This is a genomic window from Streptomonospora wellingtoniae (genome assembly GCF_031845375.1).
Classification (GTDB): Bacteria; Actinomycetota; Actinomycetes; order Streptosporangiales; family Streptosporangiaceae; genus Streptomonospora; species Streptomonospora wellingtoniae.
In genome coordinates, this window is the sequence record NZ_JAVREK010000033.1 from 1 (window position 1) to 22,549 (window position 22,549).

The following is a 22,549-nucleotide window of genomic DNA, read 5'->3' on the forward strand; positions in this document are numbered from 1 at the left end:
CCCGGCCGCCGCGGGCACCCCCGGGGCGGCCGGGCTGTGCAGGCACGGTAGGGCGTCGCAGGCGAGGGGGTTGAGCGCGGTGTCGGATCCGGCGGCGTAGAGGGCGCTGGCCAGGGCGCGGTCGACTCCGGGGCCGGCCAGCATCTGGAGGTAGGTGCGCCGGTGCAGGTCGGCGTCGGTGTCGATGTCGGAGGACTCCAGCCGCAGCCGGCCGGGCGCCGCGGCCAGGCGGTCCGCGAGCTCGGCCGCGGCCGCCGGGGGTGTCGGGGCGCCCGGCACGGCGCAGGGTCTCACGCGCCCACTGGCGCCGGCTCAGGGGCAGCGCGCGTGTCCCGCGCCAGTCGAAGACCACCGCCGCGGTGTGCCATGCCGGCCTGCTTCCTGTGTCGCCGGGTGTCGCCGCGGTGCCTGGATCCTGTGCGGGGGCCGGGCGCGGAAGAGAGTCCGGGCGGGGGCGTTTGATGCGGGAGCAAACCGGATGGAGCCGGCGGCCGGGCGGGCGTAGGATCGGCCGGCCGCCTCCGCCCGGTGCCTCGGTGCGGGGCCGGGGTGTGAGAACGGGGGTGCCGATGCTGGTCGATCCGCATGTGGCCGCGGCGTTCTGCCTGGCTGCGCTGTTGATGTCGCTTGCGCCGGGGCCCGACATGGTGTTCATCACCGCCACCGGGCTGTCGTCGGGTCCGCGCGCGGGGCTGCTGGCGGCGGTGGGGGTCTCGGCCGGGCTGGCGGTGCATACCACCGCCGCCGCGCTGGGGCTGGGCGCGGTGTTGGAGGCCTTCCCCGCCGCGTTCACCGCGGTGCGGATCGCGGGCGCCTGCTACCTGGTCGTGCTGGCGGTGCTGGCGTTTCGCGACGCCGCGCGGGCCAGGGCGGCCGAGGCCGCCCCGGCCCGCGCGGCGGTCGGGGCCGGGCAGGTGCGGGTGTTCGTGCGGGCGATGCTGACCAACCTCGCCAACCCCAAGGTGGTCGTGTTCTTTCTGGCGTTCTTCCCGCAGTTCATCGACCCCTCCCGCGGGCACGTGGCCGCCCAGTTCTTCCTTCTGGGAACGCTGTTCATCATGGTGGGACTGTGCGTGGACGCCTCCGCGGGGCTGCTCTCGGGCCGGCTGGGCGACGCGCTGCGCCGCCGTCCCCTCGTCCAGCGGGTGCTGCACGCGTTCTCGGGCACCGTCTTCGCGGGTTTGGCGCTGCGGTTGGCCGCCGATACCCGCTGAGCACGCCCGGCCCCCGGTCCGGCCCGGCGCAGCCTTCTCGGGTTAGCGGGGGAACAGCTCGAAGGACACGGCCGGGCGGCCACCGAAGCGTTCGGCGGTCGCGCCGGTGGCCCACGCCATGAAGTCGCGGACGTAGGTTTCGGGGTCGGCGTCGGTCAGCGCCTCGATGTAGGCGCGGTGTTCCAGCAGCGAGTGCACGGCGCGCTCCATGCCGGGCTCGGCCTCCGCAGCGTGGGTGGGCTGGGGCGAGGCGGCCACCGCGACCCAGCGCACGCCCTCCCACGGTTGCAGGCCCTGTTCGGCCAGGTCGGGGAAGATCCACCGGTTGCCCGCGTCGGCGGCGGCGTCCAGCACGGCCCGGCCCACCGACCGGTGGTCGGGGGTGTTCCAGTAGGTGCCGCCGAAGGTGTCGCGGTGGTTGAGGGTGACGACCAGTTCGGGGCGGTGCCGGCGGATCGCGGCGGCGATGTCGCGGCGCAGCGCGGGGCCGTACTCGACGACGCCGTCGCGGTGGTCGAGGAACTCCACCGTGGACACGCCCACGACGGCGGCGCTGGCCCGCTGCTCGCGCTCGCGCACCTCGGCGGCGCGGGCGGGTTCCATGGTGGCGATGCCGGCTTCGCCGCGGGTGGCCAGCAGGTAGGCGACCTCCCGTCCGCTGTCGACCCAGGAGGCGATGGCCGCGGCCGCACCGTACTCCAGGTCGTCGGGGTGGGCGACGACGGCCAGGGCGCGCCGCCAGTCGGCGGGCATGGGGTGGAGTTGGTCGGTCACTGCGGTTCCTTTCGTTCGCGGGGTCGGGGGCTATGGGCCGCGCTCGGTGGAGGGCCGGCGCCAGCCTATGCCCGCCCCGGCCGCCGCCGATCGCGCTTGCGCGCCGTGTCCTCCACCGGGGCCAGGAGGCGGGGTCGGTGGTCGGCCACCGCGGCGCTACGGCCGTGTGCTCGCGCGTGCGCGAGGCGCGCCGCCGGGGGCGGTCGGCCCTGGTCGGCCCGCGGCGGCGGTCACTCCCCCTCGGGGGCGCGCGGGTCGATGAGGCCGGCGCGGCGCAGGTCGCTCCACAGCGCCTCGGGGACCGGCGCCTCGAAGGCGGCGGTGTCGGCGTGCACCTCCTCGGCCGTGCGCATGCCCACCACCACGGCGGCCACCGCCGGGTGGCGCAGCGGGAAGGCCAGCGCGGCCTGCGGGAGGGTCACGCCGTGGCCGGCGCAGACCTCGGCGAGGGCGCGGGCGCGCTCGCGCACCGCCGCGCCGGCGGGCGCGTAGTCGTAGTAGGCGTCCTCGTCCGGTTCCGCGCGGGCGAGCAGTCCGGAGTTGAACACCGAGGCCGCCAGCACCGAGACGCCGCGCTGGGTGCAGGCGGGCATGAGGTCGTCCAGTGCGCTGTGGTCGAGGAGGGTGAAGCGGCCCGAGACCATGACGACGTCGACGTCGCAGGTGCGCACCAGCCGCGTCAGCAGCGCGCTGTCGTGCATGCCCGCACCGATGGCGCCCACCAGTCCCTGTTCGCGCAGTTCGGCCAGGGCGGGATAGCCCTGGTTGAAGGCGGCCTCGGCGTGGTTCTCGGCGTCGTGCAGGTAGGCGGCGTCGACCCGCTCGACGCCCAGGCGCTCCTGGGAGTCGGCCAGGCTGGTGCGGACGCCGTTGCGGGAGAAGTCCCACACGCGGCGGTGGGTGGCGGGGACGTGGAAGTGGGGGTCGGTGGCGCCGTCGGCCTGCTGGGGCACCAGCAGGCGGCCGACCTTGGTGGAGACGGTGTAGGAGCCGGCGGGGTGGCGGGCGAGCAGGGCGCCGGTGCGGCGCTCGGAGTGGCCGATGCCGTAGTGGGGTGCGGTGTCGAAATAGCGGACGCCCGCCTGCCAGGCGGCCTGCAGCGCGTCGGCGGCGGTGGCGTCGTCCAGCGGGGCGTACAGCCCGCCCAGCGGTCCGCCGCCGAAGCCCAGTTCGGTGACCTCGACGCCGCTGCGGCCGAGCCGGTTGGTGCGCATCGCCTGCTCCCCTTTCGCGCCGCCGGGTGCGGCTTGGCGACCATCTTGGCGCGTCGGGGCGTGCGGAGCCAGCCGAATTACCGTGTCGGCGGGTCCGTGGAGCGGGCTCCGCCGGCGGGGTTCTCCCGTCGCGGAGCCCGCGGTCAGGCGGCGAGAGCCGCTGCTGTGCAGGCCAGTGCTGCGACCGACAGTGCCGCCCGCAGCACGTTCCAGCGCACCCAGGCGGTTTCGAAGGCGCGGCGGGCCCGGGCGGCCTGGTCGGGGCCGCTGGGGTGCCCGGCGCGCTCCAGCGCGTTGTTGAGCGGCACGTTGAGCGCCATCGTCACCGCGATCACCGCAGCCACCAGCGCCAGTGCCGCGCCCAGCCACGCCGCGGCGGAGCCGTCCTCGCCCAGGTGCGCCGCCGCGGCTGCGGCGAGCAGGACCGGGGTGCCCGCGAAGACCGCGGCGAAGACCGGGTTGAGGATGGCGGCGTTGATGGCCTGCATGGCCTCGACGAACGCGGTGTCGCCGGCGCGCGCCAGCCCGGGCATGACCGCGTAGGCGAAGGCGGTGAACAGGCCCGCGAACAGTCCGGTGTCCGCGGCGGCCGCCACCAGCGCCGCCTGCCGCACGATCTCAGGCACCGGTCGCCTCCGCGGGGGCGGTGCGCCAGGCGCCGGCCGCGGCGGCGGCGCGGGCGAAGTCGGCGAAGTCGCAGGGCTCGCGCCCCAGCGCCTGGCGGACGCCGCCGGAGGGGCGGGTGTTGCGCCCGTCGAGCACCTCGCCCAGCAGGGCGGACAGGGAGGCGGCGAAGGCGGGGTCGGCCCCGTCGGCGACCAGGCCGGCGGCGAACTCCCGGGTGGTGAGGGGCCGGTAGGCGGGGGTGAGGCCGGCGGCGGCGCCGATCTCGGCGAGCGCCTGGGCGAAGGTCAGCGGGCGGGGGCCGGTGACCTCGTAGACGCGGCCGCTGTGGCCGGGCTCCAGCAGGGCGGCGGCGGCGACCGCCGCGACGTCCTCGGCGTCGACGAACGGCTCCCCCGTCTGCCCGGCCGGGAAGGCGACCTCGCCGTCGGCGACCCCGGCAGCCAGGAAGTCCTCGGTGAAGTTCTGCATGAAGAAGCTGGAGCGCACGACGGTCCAGTCGGCTCCGGCGGCGCGCAGCGCCTGCTCGCTGCGCAGGGCGCCGGGCTCGCCGCGGCCGCTGAGCAGCACCAGGCGGGTGACGCCGGCCGCCGCGGCGGCCCGGGCGAACCGGCCGACGACCGCGTCGGCGCCGGGCAGGCCCACGTCGGGGGCATAGGCGATGTAGGCGCTGTCGGCCCCGGCCAGGACCGGCTCCCATGTGGCCTCGTCCTGCCAGTCGAAGCGGGGCCGGCCCGACCGCGAGCCGATGCGGACCGCTCGGCCGGATTCGGACAGCCGCCGCGCGACGCGGCGGCCGGTCTTGCCGGTGCCGCCCAGCACCAGCGTGGTGGAGGGGGGCGTGTGCGTGTTGGTCGTCATGGGTCCCAGTCAACGCCGCCGGGCGGGGCAGGGCCATGGCCGACATGCTCGGCGGCATACGTGCGCGTCTCAGCGGGGGGTTGGCGCGGCGGCCGCCGAGTGGGATGCTGCGCGGATGCGGCGCAGCTATGTGGTGACCGGGGCCGGGCGGGGCATCGGGCGCGCCGTCGCCGAGCGCCTGGTGGAGGATGGCGGGGCCGTGGTGGCGGTCGACGCCGATGAGCGGGCGCTGCAGTGGGCGGCGGATCGGCCCCGGTTCCTGGCGGCGGTGTCGGGGGACGCGGCCGAGGAGGCGGTGGCCGAGGCCGCAGCCGACGCCGCCGAGCGGTTCGGCGCCTTGGGCGGCTGGGTCAACAACGCGGCGGTGTTCCGCGACGCCGACCTGCACGCCACGGCGCCGGCGCGGATGACGGAGCTGATCACCGCCAACCTCGCGCCTGTGGTGACCGGGTGCGCGGTGGCGGTGCGGCGGTTCCTGGGGGCCGGTGCCGGCGGCGCGATCGTCAACGTCTCCTCTCACCAGGCCCAGCGCCCCGTGCCCGGCGCTATGGCCTACGCGAGCGCCAAGGCGGCCGTGGAGGGCCTGACACGGGCGGTGGCCGTGGACTACGGGCCGCACGGGGTGCGCGCCAACGCGTTGGCGCTGGGGTCGGTGGCCACGGAGCGCTACGCGTTGCTTCTGGCGGGGCGGGAGCCCGGGGAGGCGCTGGACATCCGGGAGCAGCTGGCGCGGCTGCACCCGCTGGGCCGGGTGGGCGAGCCGGAGGAGGTCGCCGACGCGGTGGCCTACCTGCTCGGCGACGGGGCCCGGTTCCTCACCGGGGCCGTGGTGCCCCTGGACGGCGGCCGCTCGGTGCGCGGCCACGACCCCGAGGAGGCCTGAGCCCGGGCGGGTGCGGGGTATCGCGGACGGGCCCTGTCCGGGTGTGCTCCTAGCATCGCGGCCATGGATACCGACACCGTGTCCGCACCCGTTTTCCGGTATGCGGCCATTACCTTCGACTGCCCGGACCCGGCCGCTTTGGCCCGCTTCTACGGCGACCTCCTCGATCTTCCCGTGGCCTTCTCCAGCGATCACTTCGTGTTCCTCGGGCGCGAGGGCGAGGCGGGGCTGGGGTTCAGCCTTCTTGCCGACTACCGGCCTCCGAGCTGGCCCGATCCCGCCCGGGAGAAGCGGGCGCACATCGAGCTGGGGGTGGACGACCTGGAGGCCGCGCAGGCCCACGTGCTGGACCGGGGCGCGTCCGCGCCCGCGACCCAACCGGATCCCGGCCGCTGGCGGGTGCTGCTGGACCCCGCCGGCCACCCCTTCTGCATCTCGACCCTGGTCTGACCGCGCAGCCGGCGGACGCCGACCGGGCCCGGGGCGGGTCGGGGCGGGTCCGCGGGGCGGCCGTCCTCCCGCGCGCGGCCGGTGCGGGAGGGCGGCGGGCTTTGCACTCCCGCGGCCTGCTGCCCCCGCTGCGGAGGGCCCCTCCGGTCACGCCTCGGAAGAAGCAGGCGGTTCCGGAGGGCTCGCCGACGGGGGCGGGGCGGCTTACAATTGCGGCCATGGCTGACCGTGACCCGCGTGAGGAACTGCGCGAGCGGCTCGACTCCGGCGAGCTGTCGCCGACTGAAGCCGACCGGGCGCTGGCCGCGCTGGACCGCGAAGGCGACCGCGCGGCGCTGCGCGCGGCGGAGCGGCCCGGCACCATGTCGGCCGAGGAATCGGCGCGCGTGGTCGACGCCTGGGGCATCGACGAGGCCATCGACGACATGATGCGGCGCCTGGGCGTGGAATCGGCCTCCCGGTGATCGGCGGACGCGTCCTGGACACCACGGCGCTGACCGACTACGCCACCGGCCGGATCTATGCCCGCGCCCTCGTAGGAGCGGCCCAGCGCTCGGGAGCGCTGGTGCTGGCCGTGCCCGCCGCGGCGCTGCTGGCGGCCCGCGCCCAGTTGTCGGAACCGGCACGCGCCGTGCTGCGCGAGCTGGTCGCGCTGGCGCCCGCGGTGGTCGACGAGCTCACCGCGGAGACGGCGGGGCGCTGCGGAGACCTTTCCGCGCGCGCCCGCGCCCGTCCGCCGGGCGAGACCGTCGACGCCGCGCATGTGGCGTTCTCGGCGCGCACCCGCGGCTGGCCGGTGGTCACCGCCGCCCCCGAGCGGCTGCTGGCCCTGGACGCGGCCCTGCAGATCGAGCGCCTGCCCTGAGACGCGCCGCGCCGCCGAGCGTGCGGCGCGTCCGGCGGAGGCCACCGGGGTCCTTGAGGAGCGGAGCCGGTCCGCGGCGCCGGGCGGTACGGCGGGGCGGTGTCAGCGGCGGCGCAGTCTGACGACGCTGTCGGTGTCGTGGCCGCCGGGGCCGGCATGGGCGCGCTTGCGCTCCTCGGCGACCAGGACCTCCCACTCCGCCTCGGGCAGTTCCAGCGACGTCAGGACCTCGGCGGCGGTGGGCTGCTCGACGTAGGAGCCGACCTCCTCCACCCACATGGGCTCGCCGACGTGGCCGACGATCAGCAGCGTCCCGCCGGAGGCGATGCGCGAGGCGGCGGTGCGCAGCACGGGTTCGCGGGGCAGGTCCTGCCAGGAGTGCAGGAAGCACGCCGAGACCAGGTCGAAGCGCCCCTCGGGGAACGAGGCGCCCAGGTTGTGGCGCTGGAACTCGGTGCGCTCACCCACGCCGGCCTCGTCGGCGTGGGCGCGGGCGCGCTCCAGGGCGACCCCGGAGACGTCGGCGCCGACTACGCGCCACCCGCGCCGTGCCAGCCACACCGCGTCGGCCCCCTCGCCGCAGCCCAAGTCCAGTGCGGTGCCGGGCTCCAGGCCGGCGGTCTCGGCGACGAGGGCGGCGTTGGGCTCACCGCTCCACACGCGCCGGCTCTCGCTGTAGCGGGCGTCCCAGAACCGCTGCCCCGCGGTGGCGGCGTCGTCGTTCATCGGTGGTCTCCCTTGCCCTCGTGTCCTGTGGTCCCGGCGGCCCGGCGGGGGCTCCGGCGCGGGCCGCGCCGGGGCGCCTCTCTGGGGAATCCTGCGGCCACCACCGCGCAGGGAGCAAGCGGTGTTGCGGTTCTGGCAAAGACCGTCGCCGCACTCCCGCTCCGCACAGCACCGCCGATCTTGTAGCTATCGTCACTGGAAACCGTTTTCCTTCACGATGGCTACAAGATCAACGGGGTTGGGCCGCTGTGGGCGAGTCGAGCCCCCCATCGGCGTCAGCGCGCCAGCAGAGCACGCAGCGCCCCGACGACCTCGGCCGGGGCCTCCTCGGCCATGAAGTGGCCGCAGGAGACGGTGGCGTGGTCCAGGTCGGGGGCCCAGGGCCGCCACATCGCCGCGGCGTCGTAGCCCAGCACCGCACCCCAGTCCTGCTGCAGCACCGACACCGGCATCGCCAGCTGCCGGCCGGCCCGCTGGTCGGCCTCGTCGAGGTCGGCGTCGACACCGGCCGAAGCGCGGTAGTCGGCGACGATGGAGTCCACCGCCGCGGCGGACTTGGCCACATAGACCGCGCGCAGCCGCGGGGGGATCGCGCCGGGATCCTGGGACCAGAGGTCCAGGAAGTGGCCGAAGAAGGCCTCGGGCGCACCGGAGATGAGCTTCTCGGGCAGGTCGGCGGGCTGGGCCATCAGGTACAGGTGGAAGCCCACCGCCCCGGCGCGCCCGTGCAGCGCCTCCCACATCTGCGGTACCGGCAGAACATCCAGCGCGGCCACGTGCGTGACGGTGCCGGGGTGGTCCAGCCCGGCGCGCAGCGCCACCAGGGCCCCGCGGTCGTGGCCGGCCACCGCGAACCGGTCGTGGCCCAGCGCCGCGGCCACCGCGACGATGTCGGCGGCCATGGTGCGCTTGGCATAGGCCGCGCCGCCGCCGGGGTCGGCGGGCTTGTCGCTGTCACCGTAGCCGCGCAGGTCGGGGCAGATCACGGTGTGGTCGGCGGCCAGGTCGGCGGCGACGTGGCGCCACATCAGGTGGGTCTGGGGGAAGCCGTGCAGCAGCACGACCGGGCTTCCGGAGCCGCTGACGGCGACGTTGAGTTCCACCCCGTCGGCGCCGGGCAGACGCCGGTAGTCGAATCCTTCGATGGTCGGTTCCGGTTGCACCGCGGACTCCTTCTCCAATGGCTCGTTTCGGTTCCCCCGCAGCCTGCCGGGCGGCGATGAGCAGCCGATGAGCAGCGGCCAAGCGTCGGCGCCCCGGACGCCGCACCGGGTGCGCCCGGCTAGATTCGATGCCATGACCGGCGATACCGACGACGCGGCCGCGGTGCGCTTCGCCGTGCTGGGGCCGCTGGAGGCCGCCGGCCCGAGCGGGGCGGTGGCGCTGAAGGGGCCGCGGCAGCGGGCGCTGCTCGCGCGGCTTCTGGTGGCCGGCGGGCGGGTCGTGCCGGTGCAGCGGCTGGTGGAGGATCTGTGGCCCGCGCAGGCACCGGACGGCGCGGTCGCGGCGATCCGCACGTTCGTGGCCGACCTGCGCCGCGCGCTGGAACCCGGTCGGCCGCCGCGCAGCCCGGCGCGCCTGCTGGCCACCGCCGCCCCCGGCTACGTGCTGCGGGCCGCGCCGGGTGCGGTCGACGCCGGCCGGTTCGAGGCGGGGGTGGCGCGCGGGCGGGCCCTGCTGGTCGACGCGCGGCCGGGCCCGGCCCTGGAGGAGCTGGAGCGGTCCCTGCAGCTGTGGCGCGGTCCCGCCTACGCCGAGTTCGCCGAGCACCCGTGGGCGCGCGGCGCCGCCGAGCGGCTGGAGGAGGTGCGCCTGGCGGCCGCGGAGCACCGCGCCGAGGCGCTGATCGGGTCGGGTCGGGCGGCCGAAGCCGCCGCCGACCTGCGGGCCCACGTCGGCGCCCACCCGCTGCGCGAGGACGCCTGGCACCACCTGGCGCTGGCGCTGTACCGCTCGGGCCGCCAGGGCGACGCGCTGGCGGCGCTGCGGCGGGCCCGCCGCACGCTGGCCGAGGAGCTGGGCGTGGATCCGGGCGAGCGGCTGCGCACGCTGGAGGCCGACATCCTCGCCCAGGCGCCGCGGCTGAGCCCTCGCCCTCGGGAGCAGGCGCCGCCCCCGTCCGCGCTCCCCCCGCCGACGGCCGCGCCGGCGCACCCGCTGCTGGGCCGTGCCGGCGAGACCGGTGAGTTGGAGCGGGCCGCCGATCGCGCCGAGCGGGGCGGCACCGTCGCGGCGCTGGTCGCCGGCGGCGCCGGGGCCGGCAAGACCGCGCTGGCCCGCGACCTGGCGGCACGCCTGTCCGGGCGGGGGTGGATCACCGCGTGGGGCGAGTGCCCGGAGCACGAGGGGGCCCCGCCGGCCTGGACCTGGGAGCGCATCGCCGCGGCGCTGGAGGAGGCCGCCCCCGCCCCCGCGGCCCCGGCCGAGCCCGCGGGCGAGGACACTCCCCGCGACCCGGCCGCGGCCCGCTTCCAGGCGCTGGGCCGCGCCGCCGCGCTGGTGGAGGCCGCCGCCCGCCGCGCCCCGGTCCTGCTGGTCGCCGACGACCTGCACCGCGCCGACGAGGAGACGCTGGAGCTGCTGGCCGGGCTGGCCGCCCATCCGGGAACCCGTCCGGTGCTGGTGGTGGGCACCTACCGCAGCGACGCGATCACCCCGGCGCTGACCCGCGCGCTGGCGCGCCTGGCCCGGCGCGAACCCCTGCGGCTGTACCTGGACGGGCTCTCCCTGCGCGACACCGGCCGGGTCGTGGCCGGAGTCGCCGGCCGCGCCGCCGACGAGGCCACCGCGGCCGCGATCCACCGCCGCAGCGGCGGCAACCCCTTCTACGTGCGCGAGCTCGCCCGCCTCTACGCCGACCAGGGCGCCCGCGCGCTCGACGACATCCCGCCCGGGGTGGGCGACCTGATCCGCCACCGCCTGGCCGGCCTCGACCCGGCCGCGCGGCGGCTCGTGGGCCGGGCCTCGGTGATCGGCCGCGACGTCGATTGCGACGTGCTGGCCGCGGTGGCCGAGGACGGCGCCGACGGCGGTGGCATGCTCGACGCCCTCGACTCCGCGCTCCAGGCCGGATTCCTCACCGAACCCGGGCCGCGCCGGCTGCGCTTCTCCCACGTCCTGGTACGCGACGCCGTCTACACCGGGCTGTCGGGGCCGCGCCGCGCCCGCTGGCACGGTGCCGCCGCTCGCGCCCTGGAGCGGCTGCGCCCGGGCGAGGCCGCCTCGCTGGCCCACCACTTCGCCCGCGCCGACATCCCCGGCGCCGACGAGCGCGCCGCCGCCTATGCGCGCGAGGCCGCCCGCCGGGCCGAGGCCCGCTTCGCCCCGCACGAGTCCGCGCGCCTGTGGCGCGCGGCCGCCGCGGCCTGCGAGCGCAGCGGTGCCCCCGTGCGGACGCGGTTGGAGGCGGTCATGGGCATGGTGCGGGGGCTGGCGGTGACCGGGCGGCTGGAGGAGGCACGCGCCCACCGGGGCCGCGCCGTGGAGGCGGCCGCCGGGCTGGAGGACCCCGAACTGCTGGGGCGGGTGGTCACCGCCTTCGACGTGCCGGCGCTGTGGCCGCGCAACGACGACGAGGACCTCTCCGCCCGCGTCGCCGGCGCCGCCCAGCAGGCGCTGTCGGCGCTGGAGGCGCGCACTCCGGACGGCGGCGAGGAGCTGCGCTGCCGCCTGCTGGTCGCGCTCGCGCTGGAGCTGCGGGGCGACGCGGGCCGGCGCGGTCCCGCCGCCGCGCGCCGGGCCGAGGCCCTTGCGCGCCGCCGCGGCGGCGCCGCGCTGCTGTGCGCGGCCCTCAACGCCCGATTCATGCAGTCCTTCCACACCGCCGGAGGGGCGCGGCTGCGCGCCGGAATCGGCGCCGAGCTGATCGAGGTCGCCTCCGGCGCGGGCCTGGTCGCCTACGAGGTGCTGGGCCGGCTCGTGCAGATGCAGGCGCACGGCGCATGTGCCGACTTCTGCGCCGCCGACGCCCACGCCGCCGCGGTGGGCGAGCTGGGCGACCGCTACGAGATCGGCCATGTGGCCGTGTTCACCGGCTTGTATGCGGCCGTGCGCGCGGCCGCGGCGGGCCGTTTCGCCGATGCCGAGTCGGCCTACCGCGCCGCGGCCGCTCCCCTGGCCGGCTCCGGCATGCCCGGATTGGCGCAGGGCGCCGTGCCGCTGGCGCGGCTGTGCCTGCGCCTGCAGCCGGGCGGGCCGGCCCACGGGCCCGGCGGGCACGCGGACCTGACGGGGTCGGACTGGGGTCCCTACGCCCCGTGGGCTCTGCCGCTGCTCGGCACGGGCGAGGCGGCCTCTGCGGCACCGCCGCCCGCACCGGCGGGGCTACTCAACGAGGCGTTGACCTGCTTGGACGCCCGCTCCGCGCGCGCATGCGGCGATCAGGACCGGATGCGGCGCGCCTACGAGCGGTTGCTGCCGGCCGCCGACGAGCTGGCCGGGGCCGGCAGCGGCCTCGTCGTGCTGGGGCCCGTCGCCCACCACCTGGGCGGGCTGGCCCGCGATCTGGGCCGGGAGTCGGAGGCCGTCGGCCACTACCGCCGGGCCCGCGCCGTCGCCGACCAGGCGGGTGCACCCCACTGGCGCGGCGCAGCCGAGCGGGAGCTGTACGCGCGGGGCTGACGCGGTCGCGGCCGCGTGCGGCCCGCGGTCGATCCGACCGCTCCGCCGACCTGCGCTTGGCCTGCTGCCGAAGCGTTCTTGCGCTGCCGGTGCCGGCGGCCCGCGGCAGGGCCCCGACTCGATCAGGGCTCAGTCGAGGACCGCGGTCGCTTCGACCTCGACCAGGTGCTCGGGCACGTCCAGCGCGGCCACGCCCACCAGCGAGGCGGGCGGGGCGGGGGCGGTGCCCAGCGCCGCCGCCGCCCGGGAGAGGCCGTCCATGAGCTGCGGCATCCGGTCGGGGGTCCAGCCGGCGACGTAGACGGTCAGCTTCGCCACGTCGCCGAAGGTGCCGCCGACCCCGGCCAGAGCGGTGGCGACGTTGAGGTAGCACTGCTCGACCTGCGCGGCGAGGTCGCCCTCGCCGACCGTCGTCCCCTCGGCGTTCCAGGCCACCTGTCCGGCGACGAAGACCAGCTTCGAGCCCGAGGCCACCGACACGTGCCGGTAGGCGCCGATCTCCGGCAGTCCGACGGGGTTGACCAGAGTGATCGCCATCGTGGGCGCCCTTCCCTTCGTGGTGGGAGAGCGGGGCGAGCGCGCGAGGCCGCCGCCACCGTGCTCTCTTGCGGTTACTCGGAAACCATAGGAGAGTGTGCTCTGACATGGAAGAACGCACTTTTCAGTGACAGGGGAACCCTATGGTGACCACGCAGTACACGGGCCCGCCGGAGGACGCGGACCTGGCGCGCGCGGACTCGCTGGCGCGGGAGATCTTCTCCGACGTCGCCAACAAGTGGGCGTTTCTGATCGTCGAGTTCCTCGGCGGCGGCACCCTGCGCTTCCACGAGCTGCGCGACAGGGTCGAGGGGATCAGCCACAAGATGCTCACTCAGAACCTGCGCATGCTGGAGCGCAACGGCCTGGTCGAGCGCACCGTGCACCCGACCGTGCCGCCGCGGGTGGAGTACACCCTCACCGAGGCCGGCCGGGGCCTGCGCGCGACGGTCGAGTCGATGTGTGGCTGGACCCGCCACTACATCGGACACATCGAAGCCTCCCGCCGCCGCTTCGACGCCTGAGCAGGCCGGCCGGCAATCCGCGGAGCAGGCGCTGGGCGGTCGCGGGCGCCGCTCAGCGGCCGCCCCCGCCTCCGGCGATGCGGACGCGGCGGCTCTGGCCCTGCGACAGCAGCGACGCCAGCGCCCGCCCCTGCTCGGCCACGGCCCCGCGCTCGGCGCGGGAGAATCCGCGCAGCGGGCTCACCGCCACCGTGCCCTCCTCGGCGCTCCAGGTCGCAGCGACCCGGCCGTCGACCAGGACGAAGCGCGCGCCCGTCACGGACAGGCCGCGGTGGGTGTCGTCGATGATGCGGGTGCGGTCGCAATAGCCCAGGACCGCGTTGTCGAACGCGGGCAGGAACCGCACCGGAGCGGGGGTGCGGCCGTCGGGGCGCGGCGCGTCGGGCAGGTCCAGCAGCCGCCGGCCGCGCTCGTCGCGGAAGACGGCCAGCTCCTCGCGCATCGCCGAGACCGCGGCGGGGAGTCCGGCCAGGCCGCACCAGGCGCGCAGGTCGGCCGATGCGGCGGGGCCGAACGCCGCCAGGTAGCGCCGCACCAGGGCCCGGCCCGCGGGGTCGCAGCCGTCGGGACCGGGACCGCAGGGGGCGGGCGGGTCGGCCTCGCGCCCCAGCCACGACGCCAGCGGCACGGTGCGCACGCCGCCCTTCGTTCGCCACAGCCCGCGCGGCGGCACCTGCACCATCGGGACCAGGGCGCCGACCATCTCCCCCAGCGCCCGCGGCCCCGGCTCGGGCCGGTACTCGGCGAGTTCGCGCGCGAGCTCGGCCGTGGTCCGGGCTTCGCCGTCGGCCGTCACCTTGCGGGCGGCCGCCGCGAGCGCGTCGAGGTCGACTCCGTCGAACTCGCGGCGGTAGACGCCCAGGACCCGCTGGCGCAGCATGGCCTCGTGGCGCGACCGCCAGGCCAGGACGTCCTCGGCGGCGAGGAGGTGGACGGTGCGGCGCATGAGGTGGGTGCGGACCACGCGCCGCTCGGTGAGCAGGTCCGAGAGCGCCGACGGGTCGAAGGCGCGCAGCCGCGACCAGAGTCCGACGAAGGGTTCCTGCGGCTCCTGCGCCTGCATGCCGCACAGGTGCGCGACGGCGTCGAGCACCGGCATGCCGGAGGGCTCCAGCAGTAGCTGGCGGGCGAGCGTCGCGCGGTTGAGCGCACGGGTGTCGAGTACATCCATCGGGTCGGGTCCTCCGTGCGTTCGCCGGCCGGCGGCGGCAGGCGCGGTCGTGCCCGGCCCGCCGTGTAGCGGGCGGCTCCGGTCAGGTCGACGTCTGGCCGTCGATCGTCTCGCGCAGGATGTCGGCGTGCCCGGCGTGCTGGGCGGTCTCGGCGATGACGTGCATCAGCACCCGGCGCACGCTGTGCGCCGCCCCCGGCTCGCTCCAGGGCGCCTCCGGCAGCGGATGCGTCGCCGAGAGGTCCTCCACGGAGGCGACGACCTCCCGGGTTCGGACGGCGACCCGCTCGTAGCGCTCCAGAATCCCGGCCAGCGTCTCGCCGGGCTGCACCGCGAACTCGTTCTCGCGGTCGATGGCCCACTGCGGCATCTCCCGCGCGGTTCCGGCCATGAGATCGTCCCAGGTGACGCCGTCGGGAAGGGCGAAGCTCATCGCCGAGGCGCCCTCGACCGCGAAGCGCAGCCACGACTCCTCGACGGAGGCGACGTGCTTGACCAGCCCGCCCAGGCACAGCGCGCTGGCCGTGGGGCGCTGTCCGATCTGCTCGTCGCCGAGTCCGCGCACCGTGTTGATCAGGAACGCGCGTGCGTTCGCGAGCTCGGCGAGCAGGTCGGCCCGCTCGCCGTCGAGCGTGGTGGAGGGCGTCGTCGCGACGGTCATGGCGGTGTCCTTCGGGTCGTTGTCGGTCATGGGACCACAGTCGCAGCAGGCGCGGACAGGTTGTGTCCTCTTCTTGCGCGAGGATGGGTTCATGCCGAAAACCTCAGCGCGGTTGCTGTCCCTGCTGTCCCTGCTCCAGGCGCGCCGGTACTGGCCGGGGGCGGTGCTGGCCGAGCGGTTGGCGGTCAGCCCGCGCACCGTGCGCCGCGACGTCGACCGCCTGCGCGAACTGGGCTATCCCATCGCGGCCGACAAGGGACCCGACGGCGGCTACCGGCTCGACGCCGGCGCCGACCTGCCCCCGCTGCAGTTCGACGACGAGCAGGCCGTCGCGCTCGCCGTGGCGCTGCGCATCGCCGCGACCACCGGTGCCGGCATCGAGGAGGGGGCCGAACGCGCGCTGAACACCGTCCGCCAGGTCATGCCCGCGCGGCTGCGCCGCCGCATCGACACCTTCCAGGCCACCGCCGTCGAGCGCTCGGCCGCGGGGCACCGGCCGCGGGTCGACAGCGGGGTGCTCATGGCCCTGGGCGCGGCCGTGCACGCCCGCGAGGTGCTGCGCTTCGACCACTCCCCCGCCTCTGCGCCGGAGCCGGGCCGCGGCGGCCCCGCTGCCCAGTCCCGCCGGGTGCAGCCCCACCACCTGGTCACCTGGGGCGGGCGCTGGTACCTGGTCGCCTGGGACCTCGACCGCGAGGACTGGCGCACCTTCCGCGCCGACCGGATCACCCCGCGCACGCCCACGGGCCCGCGTTTCACCCCGCGCGCGCTTCCCGGGGGCGACGTCGCCGCCTTCGTATCCGCGCGGTTTCAGGGCGGCGCCGGCAACGACCGGTGGCCGTGCCGCGGCGAGGCGGTCCTGGCTCTGCCCGCCGCCGAGGTCGCGCGCTACCTCCGCGACGGCCTCGTCGAGGAGCTCGGGCCGCACCGGTGCCGGGTCGTGCTGGGCTCGTGGTCGTGGCCCGGCCTGGCCGCCACCCTCGGCATGTTCGACGCCGGCATCGAGGTCGTGGGCCCGCGCGAGCTGGCGGAGGCCTTCGCCCACCTGGCCCGCCGCTACGACGCCGCGGCGGCCTCCGCGCCGGCCGAGCGGCCTCCGGCGCAGTGATCCGGGCGCGCAGCCGAAGCCGGACCGACCGCACCGGGCACCGCGCGAAGCTCGTCCTCCGCGGACCGCCGGTCGTCTCAGCGGCGGGGTGCGGCACCCGGTCGGCCGCCGCCGGGGGTGGGCGGCGCTCAGTCCTCCTCGCCGTAGAGGGCGGCAACGTCGTCGGAACCGGGCCAGCCGCTGTAGGCGGGCGAACGCGGCCAGCCTTCGGGTGAGTCCTGCCACTCCTCCCGCCGCCCGTAGGGGAGCACGTCGATCAGCGGGAAAGTGTGGCTGAGCTGCTCGGTTCCGCGGCCGTCGGTATGCCATGTGCGGTAGACGGTCGCGCCGTCGCGCAGGAACACGTTGACGGCGAACCCGCCGCCGGGCGGGGCTCCGACGTCGGCGCCGAACGTGCTGTTGGCCGTGGAGTACCAGGCCATCCGGTTGCCGACACGGCGCTTGTAGGCGAGCGCCTCCTCGATCGGGCCCTGGGTGACGACCACGAACCGGGCGTCGTAGTTGCGGAGGAACTCCAGCCGCGTGTACTGGGAGGTGAGCCAGGTGCAGCCCCCGCACTGCCACCGTTCGCCCGCGAACCACATGTGGTTGTAGACGATCAGCTGCGAGGCGCCGCCGAAGACGTCCGCGAGCCGGACGGGGCCCTGCTCGCCCTCCAGGGTGTAGTCGGGCAGCTCGACCATCGGCATGCGGCGACGCTGGGCGGCGATCGCGTCGAGTTCGCGCGTCGCGGCCTTCTCCCGGGCGCGCAGCTCGTCGAGCCGGCGCTGCCAGGTGTCGGCGTCCACGACGGGCGGCAGGGCATTGGCGGTCATGGGGTCCTCCCGGTTGTGTGTCCGGCCGCATCGCGCGTGCGGTCCACCTCGATGTGGGGACTCGGCCCGTCCCCCGAACTCATCGGCCCCCCGCGCGGCCCGGTACTCGCGGCACCGCCCCACACCGGCGGGCGGTGCCGTGGGGCGGGAGCGGCAACCGAACAGGGTCGTAGGCTGGGCGTTCGTCCTGGTGGAGGGAGCAGGCCGTCCCCGAGGCCCAAGCGCCCGCGGTGCGACCGCCGGCCCGGCCGGTGCGCTGAGATCAACCCGCGACCAGCGGTGGGACGAGGTAGACGAGTTCGACGGCCTCATAGGCGGCGCCGAGGACGAACAGCGCAAGTGCGGGCAGGCCCAACCAGCCGGTCTGCTTCAGGCCGCGGAGGTATCCCTGGCGGCGGTTGTCAGCCCCGACCGTCGCAGGGCGAAGCCACGCCTTCCCGAAGAGGTAGGAGCCGAGCATGACCAGGGCGTAGGCCTGGAACTCGATGACGAGCGTCAGCGAGTGCGGGATCATGAGCTTCGCCGCGGTCGCGTCGACCGGGGCGAGGATCACCCCGGTTTCGTAGGCCTTGTAGGCGAAGGCGGCGATACCGGCGAAGGGCACGACCATCGAGGGCAGCAGGATCCTCAGCGCAGCGACGGTCAGCACGTTGACCGCGAAGATGGTCAGGCCGAACAGCCAGGGGTTCCCGAGCAGCGTCCCCACCAGGTCCGCGGTCCCGTCCTCGCGCTGGGAACCGACCTGTGCCGCGTTCAGTTCGGGAAAGAGCAGCGCCGCCCCCACGCCGATGAGGAACACGCCGTAGGCGATCGCGTTCATCACGAGATAGGCGCGGACGTTCGCGCGGATGATCTGGAAGGGCATTCGAAGGATTCGCACGCGTCGAGCTCCGTGTTCGCGATGGCTGATGAACCGCTCGGGTTCCTGTCCCGGCATTTCGCTGCCGCAATGCGCGCCTCGCCGCGGGCCGGCCGGCGTGCGTGGCGACCACACGATGCGCGGCCGTGCGGTCGGCGGCGAGGGAGTGATCCGCGTGTGCACGCGGAACGCCGCCACTGCAGACCATGGCCTCGGGGCAGAGTCAAGCGCTGCGCACCGGCGAGCGGAGAGGCGCTGTCGGACGCTCAGCCGCCGCGGCCCTCCAAGGCGCTGTGTACCGTTTGACTGTGCCCCCGGGGCAGAGTGTGGGCTGGGTAGGCACAGGGTGGAGTGCGGGGTGGTTCGCTCCGCGCAGTCGCGGCGCAAGGGAGGCATCGCGTGGCCTGGAGTACTCGGCAGATCGCCGATCTCGCCGGCACGACGGTGAAGGCCGTCCGGTACTACCACAGGATCGGCTTGCTGGACGTGCCGGAGCGGACGGCGAACGGATACAAGCAGTACGAGGTCGCGCACCTGGTCCGTCTGTTGAAGATCAAGCGGTTGAGCGATCTGGGGGTGCCGCTGTCGGAGGTGGGGTCGATGGGAGGAGCCGACGAGACCCCGGAGGAGGCGATCCGCGCGCTGGACCAGCAGCTGGAAGCGACCGTCGCCCGGATCAGCCGCGTGCGCGCGGAGCTGGCCGCCGTCCTGCACCACCGCGCACCGGCCTACCTGCCCCCAGCGTTCGTTCCGGTCTCCCGTGAGCTCTCCGATCGGCAGCGGTCGCTGCTGATGGTCTACTCGACCGTTCTCAGCGAGAGGTCCGTCGAGGAGTTCGGCGAACTGATCGGTGAACCCGACGCTTCCGAGGAGGAGTTCGAGGCTCTCCCAGCGGACGCCGACGATGCCGCGATCGACCGTCTCGCCGCGCGCATGGTGCCGGTCGTCCGCAGAGGGCGCGAGGAGAACCCGTGGGCGGTCGACCCCGCGGCCGACGCACCGCGTGGTACGCAGCATGCCGAACAGACGATGGCCGAGGCCGTGGTGCAGTTGTACAACCCCGCACAGCTGTCGGTTCTGAAGCGTTTGCACGCTCTCCTGCAAGCGGAGGCTTCAAGCGCGGGCGACGGCCTACCCTGACGCCCTCGCCCGCCTGCCCGCCGCACCGGAGCGGACCTGAAGAGCCGGTGCCGCCCCGGTGAGCGGGGAAGCGCCCCGCAGGCGCAGGACGGCGGGCCCCGTCCCTTTGGGCCTGCGGAAGTCGTTCAGGGCCTGCGGCCGCGGAAGGTGCGGCGCAGGTCGTCCACCCAGGCGTCGGGGTTCTCCCAGGGGATGAAGTGGCCGCCGTGGTCGTGGGCGTTGACGTTGACGTGGTTGAACCAGGCGGCCTGCGGGCCGGTCCTGAACGCCTGGACGCGCTCGGCGGCGGTGTGGATGCCGGGCGGATTCTCGTATGTGACGAAGGTCAGGCCGACCGGGGCCTGCACCACCGGGGTGCGTTCGTGTGCGGGGGACCAGGGGTAGCGGTTGGCGTTGGCGTAGTAGCGCATCGACGTGGCGATGGAGTTGTTCGCCCAGTAGATCGTGGCATGGGTGAGCAGGTCGTCCTTGGTGAAGACGGATTCGACGTCGCCGCCGTTGTCGCTCCAGGCGTTCCAGCGCTCCAGCAGCCAGGCCAGCAGTCCGGCGGGTGAGTCGCTCAGCCCGTGGGCCAGGGTGGCCCCGTCGAGCATGTGCACGGCGAGGTGGCTCGCCGAGCGGTGGTCCATCTCGATGATCCGGGCGCGGACGTCGGCGGGCAGGTCGTCGCTGAGGGGCCGGTTCCGGGCGAAGTCCCAGGCCCGGGGGCCGGTGAAGAAGTCGAGCGGCAGTCCGGATCCGATGTGGATGCCGTACAGCTCGTCGGCGTACTTGTGGCCGAGCTGGCTGGAGACGATCCCTCCGATGTCGCAGCCTCCTGCGGCGTACTTCTCGTACCCCAGGGTTTCGGTCATCAGGGTGTGCCAGAGGTCGGAGACCTTCCAGAAGTTGACGTCCGGAAAGCCGCTGAGCGGGCCGGGGAAGCCGAAGCCGGGCAGAGACGGCGCGATGACGTCGAAGGCGTCGGCGGGGTCGCCGCCGAACGCGGCCGGGTCGGCGAGCGGGTCGATCACCTTCGACCAGTGCCAGAACGTCCACGGCCAGCCGTGGGTCAGGACCAGCGGGATCGGACGGGGGCCGCGGCCGGGTTTGCGCATGAAGTGCACCGGGACGCCGTCGACGCTCGCCTGGTAGTGCTCGTAGAGGTTGATGGCGGCCTCGGCCCTGCGCCAGTCGTAGCCGTCCCGCCAGTAGGCGACCAGCTCACGGAGATAGCCGTCGGGCACGCCGTAGGACCAGTCCCCGTTCGCCTCGTCCAGCGGCGGGCGGGTCGAGGCGAGGCGGGTGCGCAGGTCGTCGAGGACCTCGTCGGACACGTGGATCGGAACGGGCGTCAGGGGGAAGCCGCGGGTGCTCATCGCAGTGTTCCTTGTCGGCGTCGGGTGCAGGGGTAGGGGGCGGCGAGCTGTGATGGCGTTGCGCCGGGGTTCTCCGGCGCTTGCGAGCCGGTCGGCTAGCTCGGGCCGATCGCGGCCTCGATGTGGGCGAGGTGGGCGGCGAGGATCTCTTCGAACGCGGCGCGGCGGTCTGCCCCCAGGGGGCGGACCTCGCGCGCGAAGTGGGCCAGGGCCGGGAAGTGCTCGGGGTCGGCGCCCAGCACCGCCACCCGGAACAGCTCCATGCCCTGTTCGTGCTCCGCGGGGGTGACGGTGCTGACACCGGCCTCGGAGGCGATCAGCGCGGCGATGAGGACCGCGATCCGGTGGTAGCGCGCCGGGATCTCCTCCTCGGGCAGCCCCGACGCGCGCAGAGCCTGAAGTACCTCTTCCATCACCAGCCGCGAGCCGGTGCCGCTTGACGCATAGCGCCCCCAGACCGCGGCGAGCTGGGGCTGCCGGCCGAAGGCGTCCCTGACATGCAGGGCCAGGGATGTGATGCGCCGCTTCCAGTCGCCTTCGGGGCGGTAGCCCTCCATCGCGGTCAGCAGGATCCGGTCGGCGACCGCGCGCAGCAGTTCGGTCTTGCTGCGGAAGTGCCGGTAGAGGCTGGAGGAGTCGGTCCCGAGTACCCCGGCCAGCTTGCGCACGCTGAACGAGTCCGCGTCGCTCGTGCGCAGCAGCTCCGCCGCCTCATCCAGGATCTCCTCGGTTGACCAGCGCCTTCGGCCTGCCATCGCGCTCCTCTCGTCGACTCTCAGCCTATCCCATGCACTTGGCGTTGCACGCGGTGCGTGCATAATGAGGGCATGCGTGTGGCGGGCGAGCCGGCATGCCGCTCGTGCCCTGCCGCCCGGGGGCCGGCGACCGATCCGCCGCTCACCCCGGCGAACACGAAAGGACGCATGACATGGACACACCACTGGACGCTGCGGCACTGGACGCAGCCCTTGAAGCCGTCCACCGCGCCGGGATGCCGGGGCTCTTCGCCGAGGTGCGCGACAGCGACCAGGTCTGGCGCGGCGCCGCCGGGGTCGCCGACGTCGCCACCGACCGTCCCGTCACCGCCGACATGCGCCACCGTGTCGGCAGCATCACCAAGACCTTCACCGCCGCCGCCGTTCTGCAGGAGGTCGAAAGCGGCCGGATCGGTCTCGACACACCGATCGGCCGGTACCTGCCGGAGCTGCTTGCCGGAGAACGCGGCGAAGCGATCACGGTCCGGATGCTGCTCAACCACACCAGCGGCCTCGCCGAGTACCTCCCCTGCGCCTACCCCTCCCTCAAGGCCTTCCCCGCCCTCGCCGACACCGGCCCCGAGAGCCTGGACGAGCACCGCTTCACGCGGTTCGACCCCGTTGAACTGATCGGGATGGGGGCCGCCGCACCTGCCGTCGGCACACCGGGCGGCACTCCGGGGGTGTACTCCAACACCAACTACCTGCTCCTCGTCCGACTCCTGGAGCGGGTGACCGGCACGGCGGCCGAGCGCTGCATCACCCGCAACGTCATCGAGCGCGCCGGGCTCCGGAACACCGAACTCCCCGCCGGACCCCACGTCGACGGCCCGCACTCGCGCCTCTACGAGGCCTGGTTCGGCATGATCGACCCGCCGCGCGACTACAGCGTCTACGACATGTCGTGGGTGGGGCCGTCGGCCTCGCTGGTCTCGACCGCCGCGGACCTCAACCGCTTCTTCGGCATGCTGCTGGCGGGGGAGATCGTCAGCCCGTCGTCGCTGGCGCAGATGAAACGCACCGTCCCGGTCGTCTCCCAGGAGGGCAGGACCATCGACTACGGCCTGGGCCTGCACCCGATGGAGGGTCCCGGCCAGGGCGCCTTCTGGGGCCATGGCGGCTCGGTCTGGGGCGGTGGAGCGCTCGCCATGACCCGTGCCGACGGCAAGCGGCAGATGTCGGTGGCGGTGAACCTGCAGAGGTGGAACAGGCTCGACTCCTCGGGAAGGCCGCAGCCCCATCCCATCGACGACGCGCTTGCAGCTCTGTACCGCCTGGCGATGCACGGGTGACCGGGCGGGAGCGGCGCTGATCGATTGGGATCCGCTTGTCCACGGTCCACCCCGTGCACCAGGGTTCTGTGACCGGGGGGCCGGTCCGGTCGGGGGCT

24 protein-coding genes are annotated in these 22,549 nt (G+C 75.1%); 10 read left to right on the forward strand and 14 right to left on the reverse strand.

Translation table 11 applies throughout. The features are described 5' to 3' along the window. A partial coding sequence (locus RM446_RS22785) for a hypothetical protein (RefSeq protein WP_311547469.1) occupies positions 1-294 on the reverse strand: 294 nt, incomplete at its 3' end. Positions 295-569: 275 nt separating this feature from the next. On the opposite strand from RM446_RS22785, the gene RM446_RS22790 reads away from it, so the two are divergent. After that, positions 570-1,214, forward strand: coding sequence for a LysE family translocator (locus tag RM446_RS22790; protein WP_311547470.1), 645 nt, complete (start codon positions 570-572; stop codon positions 1,212-1,214). Between the two features lie 42 nt (positions 1,215-1,256). On the opposite strand, the gene RM446_RS22795 is transcribed toward RM446_RS22790, so the two are convergent. The 4 genes from RM446_RS22795 to RM446_RS22810 form a co-directional block, all read right to left on the reverse strand. Then, positions 1,257-1,988: a PIG-L deacetylase family protein gene (locus RM446_RS22795; protein WP_311547471.1), complete on the reverse strand. Its 732-nt coding sequence runs from the start codon at positions 1,986-1,988 to the stop codon at positions 1,257-1,259. A 230-nt stretch (positions 1,989-2,218) separates the two neighbouring features. After that, positions 2,219-3,202: an aldo/keto reductase gene (locus tag RM446_RS22800; RefSeq protein ID WP_311547472.1), complete on the reverse strand. Its 984-nt coding sequence runs from the start codon at positions 3,200-3,202 to the stop codon at positions 2,219-2,221. 143 nt (positions 3,203-3,345) lie between these two features. Continuing rightward, positions 3,346-3,828 (reverse strand): anthrone oxygenase family protein, encoded by a 483-nt coding sequence (locus RM446_RS22805; RefSeq protein ID WP_311547473.1) that lies wholly within the window; start codon positions 3,826-3,828, stop codon positions 3,346-3,348. Continuing rightward, complete coding sequence (locus RM446_RS22810) at positions 3,821-4,687, reverse strand: Rossmann-fold NAD(P)-binding domain-containing protein (RefSeq protein WP_311547474.1); 867 nt, start codon at positions 4,685-4,687, stop codon at positions 3,821-3,823. Before RM446_RS22810 ends, RM446_RS22805 begins: the two co-directional genes overlap by 8 nt. A 115-nt stretch (positions 4,688-4,802) precedes the next feature. Between RM446_RS22810 and RM446_RS22815 the strand changes: the two genes are divergently transcribed. The 4 genes from RM446_RS22815 (at position 4,803) to RM446_RS22830 (ending at position 6,885) form a co-directional block, all read left to right on the forward strand. Continuing rightward, positions 4,803-5,570, forward strand: a complete 768-nt coding sequence (locus RM446_RS22815; RefSeq protein WP_311547475.1) for an SDR family NAD(P)-dependent oxidoreductase — start codon at positions 4,803-4,805, stop codon at positions 5,568-5,570. A gap of 63 nt (positions 5,571-5,633) precedes the next feature. Further along, positions 5,634-6,020, forward strand: coding sequence for a VOC family protein (locus RM446_RS22820; protein ID WP_311547476.1), 387 nt, complete (start codon positions 5,634-5,636; stop codon positions 6,018-6,020). A 218-nt stretch (positions 6,021-6,238) separates the two neighbouring features. Next, complete coding sequence (locus RM446_RS22825; protein ID WP_311547477.1) at positions 6,239-6,484, forward strand: hypothetical protein; 246 nt, start codon at positions 6,239-6,241, stop codon at positions 6,482-6,484. Further along, positions 6,481-6,885 (forward strand): hypothetical protein, encoded by a 405-nt coding sequence (locus RM446_RS22830; protein WP_311547478.1) that lies wholly within the window; start codon positions 6,481-6,483, stop codon positions 6,883-6,885. The genes RM446_RS22825 and RM446_RS22830 overlap by 4 nt, the downstream gene beginning before the upstream one ends. 102 nt (positions 6,886-6,987) lie before the next feature. On the opposite strand, the gene RM446_RS22835 is transcribed toward RM446_RS22830, so the two are convergent. Continuing rightward, on the reverse strand, positions 6,988-7,611 hold the full coding sequence (locus RM446_RS22835; RefSeq protein WP_311547479.1) for a class I SAM-dependent methyltransferase: 624 nt from the start codon (positions 7,609-7,611) through the stop codon (positions 6,988-6,990). A gap of 275 nt (positions 7,612-7,886) precedes the next feature. After that, positions 7,887-8,774: an alpha/beta fold hydrolase gene (locus RM446_RS22840; protein WP_311547480.1), complete on the reverse strand. Its 888-nt coding sequence runs from the start codon at positions 8,772-8,774 to the stop codon at positions 7,887-7,889. 133 nt (positions 8,775-8,907) lie between these two features. On the opposite strand from RM446_RS22840, the gene RM446_RS22845 reads away from it, so the two are divergent. Further along, positions 8,908-12,231 (forward strand): BTAD domain-containing putative transcriptional regulator, encoded by a 3,324-nt coding sequence (locus tag RM446_RS22845; protein WP_311547481.1) that lies wholly within the window; start codon positions 8,908-8,910, stop codon positions 12,229-12,231. A 129-nt stretch (positions 12,232-12,360) separates the two neighbouring features. Here RM446_RS22845 and RM446_RS22850 read toward each other — a convergent pair whose 3' ends face one another. Then, entirely contained in the window at positions 12,361-12,768 is a 408-nt protein-coding gene (locus RM446_RS22850) for a RidA family protein (RefSeq protein WP_311547482.1), read from the reverse strand. Between the two features lie 143 nt (positions 12,769-12,911). Between RM446_RS22850 and RM446_RS22855 the strand changes: the two genes are divergently transcribed. Beyond that, positions 12,912-13,292, forward strand: a complete 381-nt coding sequence (locus RM446_RS22855) for a winged helix-turn-helix transcriptional regulator (RefSeq protein ID WP_311547483.1) — start codon at positions 12,912-12,914, stop codon at positions 13,290-13,292. Positions 13,293-13,344: 52 nt separating this feature from the next. Here the strand turns inward: RM446_RS22855 and RM446_RS22860 are convergent, their stop codons facing one another. Together RM446_RS22860 and RM446_RS22865 are read right to left on the reverse strand one after the other, a co-directional pair. Next, a complete protein-coding gene (locus tag RM446_RS22860) occupies positions 13,345-14,463 on the reverse strand; it encodes a winged helix DNA-binding domain-containing protein (protein ID WP_311547484.1) in 1,119 nt (372 codons plus the stop codon). Between the two features lie 82 nt (positions 14,464-14,545). Continuing rightward, positions 14,546-15,154 (reverse strand): DinB family protein, encoded by a 609-nt coding sequence (locus RM446_RS22865; RefSeq protein ID WP_311547485.1) that lies wholly within the window; start codon positions 15,152-15,154, stop codon positions 14,546-14,548. A gap of 61 nt (positions 15,155-15,215) precedes the next feature. Here RM446_RS22865 and RM446_RS22870 point away from each other — a divergent pair, with 61 nt between their 5' ends. Beyond that, positions 15,216-16,232 (forward strand): helix-turn-helix transcriptional regulator, encoded by a 1,017-nt coding sequence (locus RM446_RS22870; RefSeq protein WP_311547486.1) that lies wholly within the window; start codon positions 15,216-15,218, stop codon positions 16,230-16,232. Between the two features lie 128 nt (positions 16,233-16,360). On the opposite strand, the gene RM446_RS22875 is transcribed toward RM446_RS22870, so the two are convergent. Next, positions 16,361-17,047, reverse strand: coding sequence for a DUF899 domain-containing protein (locus RM446_RS22875; protein ID WP_311547487.1), 687 nt, complete (start codon positions 17,045-17,047; stop codon positions 16,361-16,363). Between the two features lie 262 nt (positions 17,048-17,309). After that, complete coding sequence (locus tag RM446_RS22880) at positions 17,310-17,927, reverse strand: stage II sporulation protein M (protein WP_311547489.1); 618 nt, start codon at positions 17,925-17,927, stop codon at positions 17,310-17,312. Positions 17,928-18,305: 378 nt separating this feature from the next. Here RM446_RS22880 and RM446_RS22885 point away from each other — a divergent pair, with 378 nt between their 5' ends. Further along, positions 18,306-19,046 (forward strand): MerR family transcriptional regulator, encoded by a 741-nt coding sequence (locus RM446_RS22885; RefSeq protein WP_311547490.1) that lies wholly within the window; start codon positions 18,306-18,308, stop codon positions 19,044-19,046. 125 nt (positions 19,047-19,171) lie between these two features. Here the strand turns inward: RM446_RS22885 and RM446_RS22890 are convergent, their stop codons facing one another. Together RM446_RS22890 and RM446_RS22895 are read right to left on the reverse strand one after the other, a co-directional pair. After that, positions 19,172-20,404, reverse strand: coding sequence for an epoxide hydrolase family protein (locus tag RM446_RS22890; protein ID WP_311547491.1), 1,233 nt, complete (start codon positions 20,402-20,404; stop codon positions 19,172-19,174). A 95-nt stretch (positions 20,405-20,499) separates the two neighbouring features. Then, positions 20,500-21,159, reverse strand: coding sequence for a TetR/AcrR family transcriptional regulator (locus RM446_RS22895; RefSeq protein ID WP_311547492.1), 660 nt, complete (start codon positions 21,157-21,159; stop codon positions 20,500-20,502). A 173-nt stretch (positions 21,160-21,332) separates the two neighbouring features. Here RM446_RS22895 and RM446_RS22900 point away from each other — a divergent pair, with 173 nt between their 5' ends. Continuing rightward, complete coding sequence (locus RM446_RS22900; RefSeq protein WP_311547493.1) at positions 21,333-22,451, forward strand: serine hydrolase domain-containing protein; 1,119 nt, start codon at positions 21,333-21,335, stop codon at positions 22,449-22,451. Positions 22,452-22,549 lie beyond the last annotated feature (98 nt).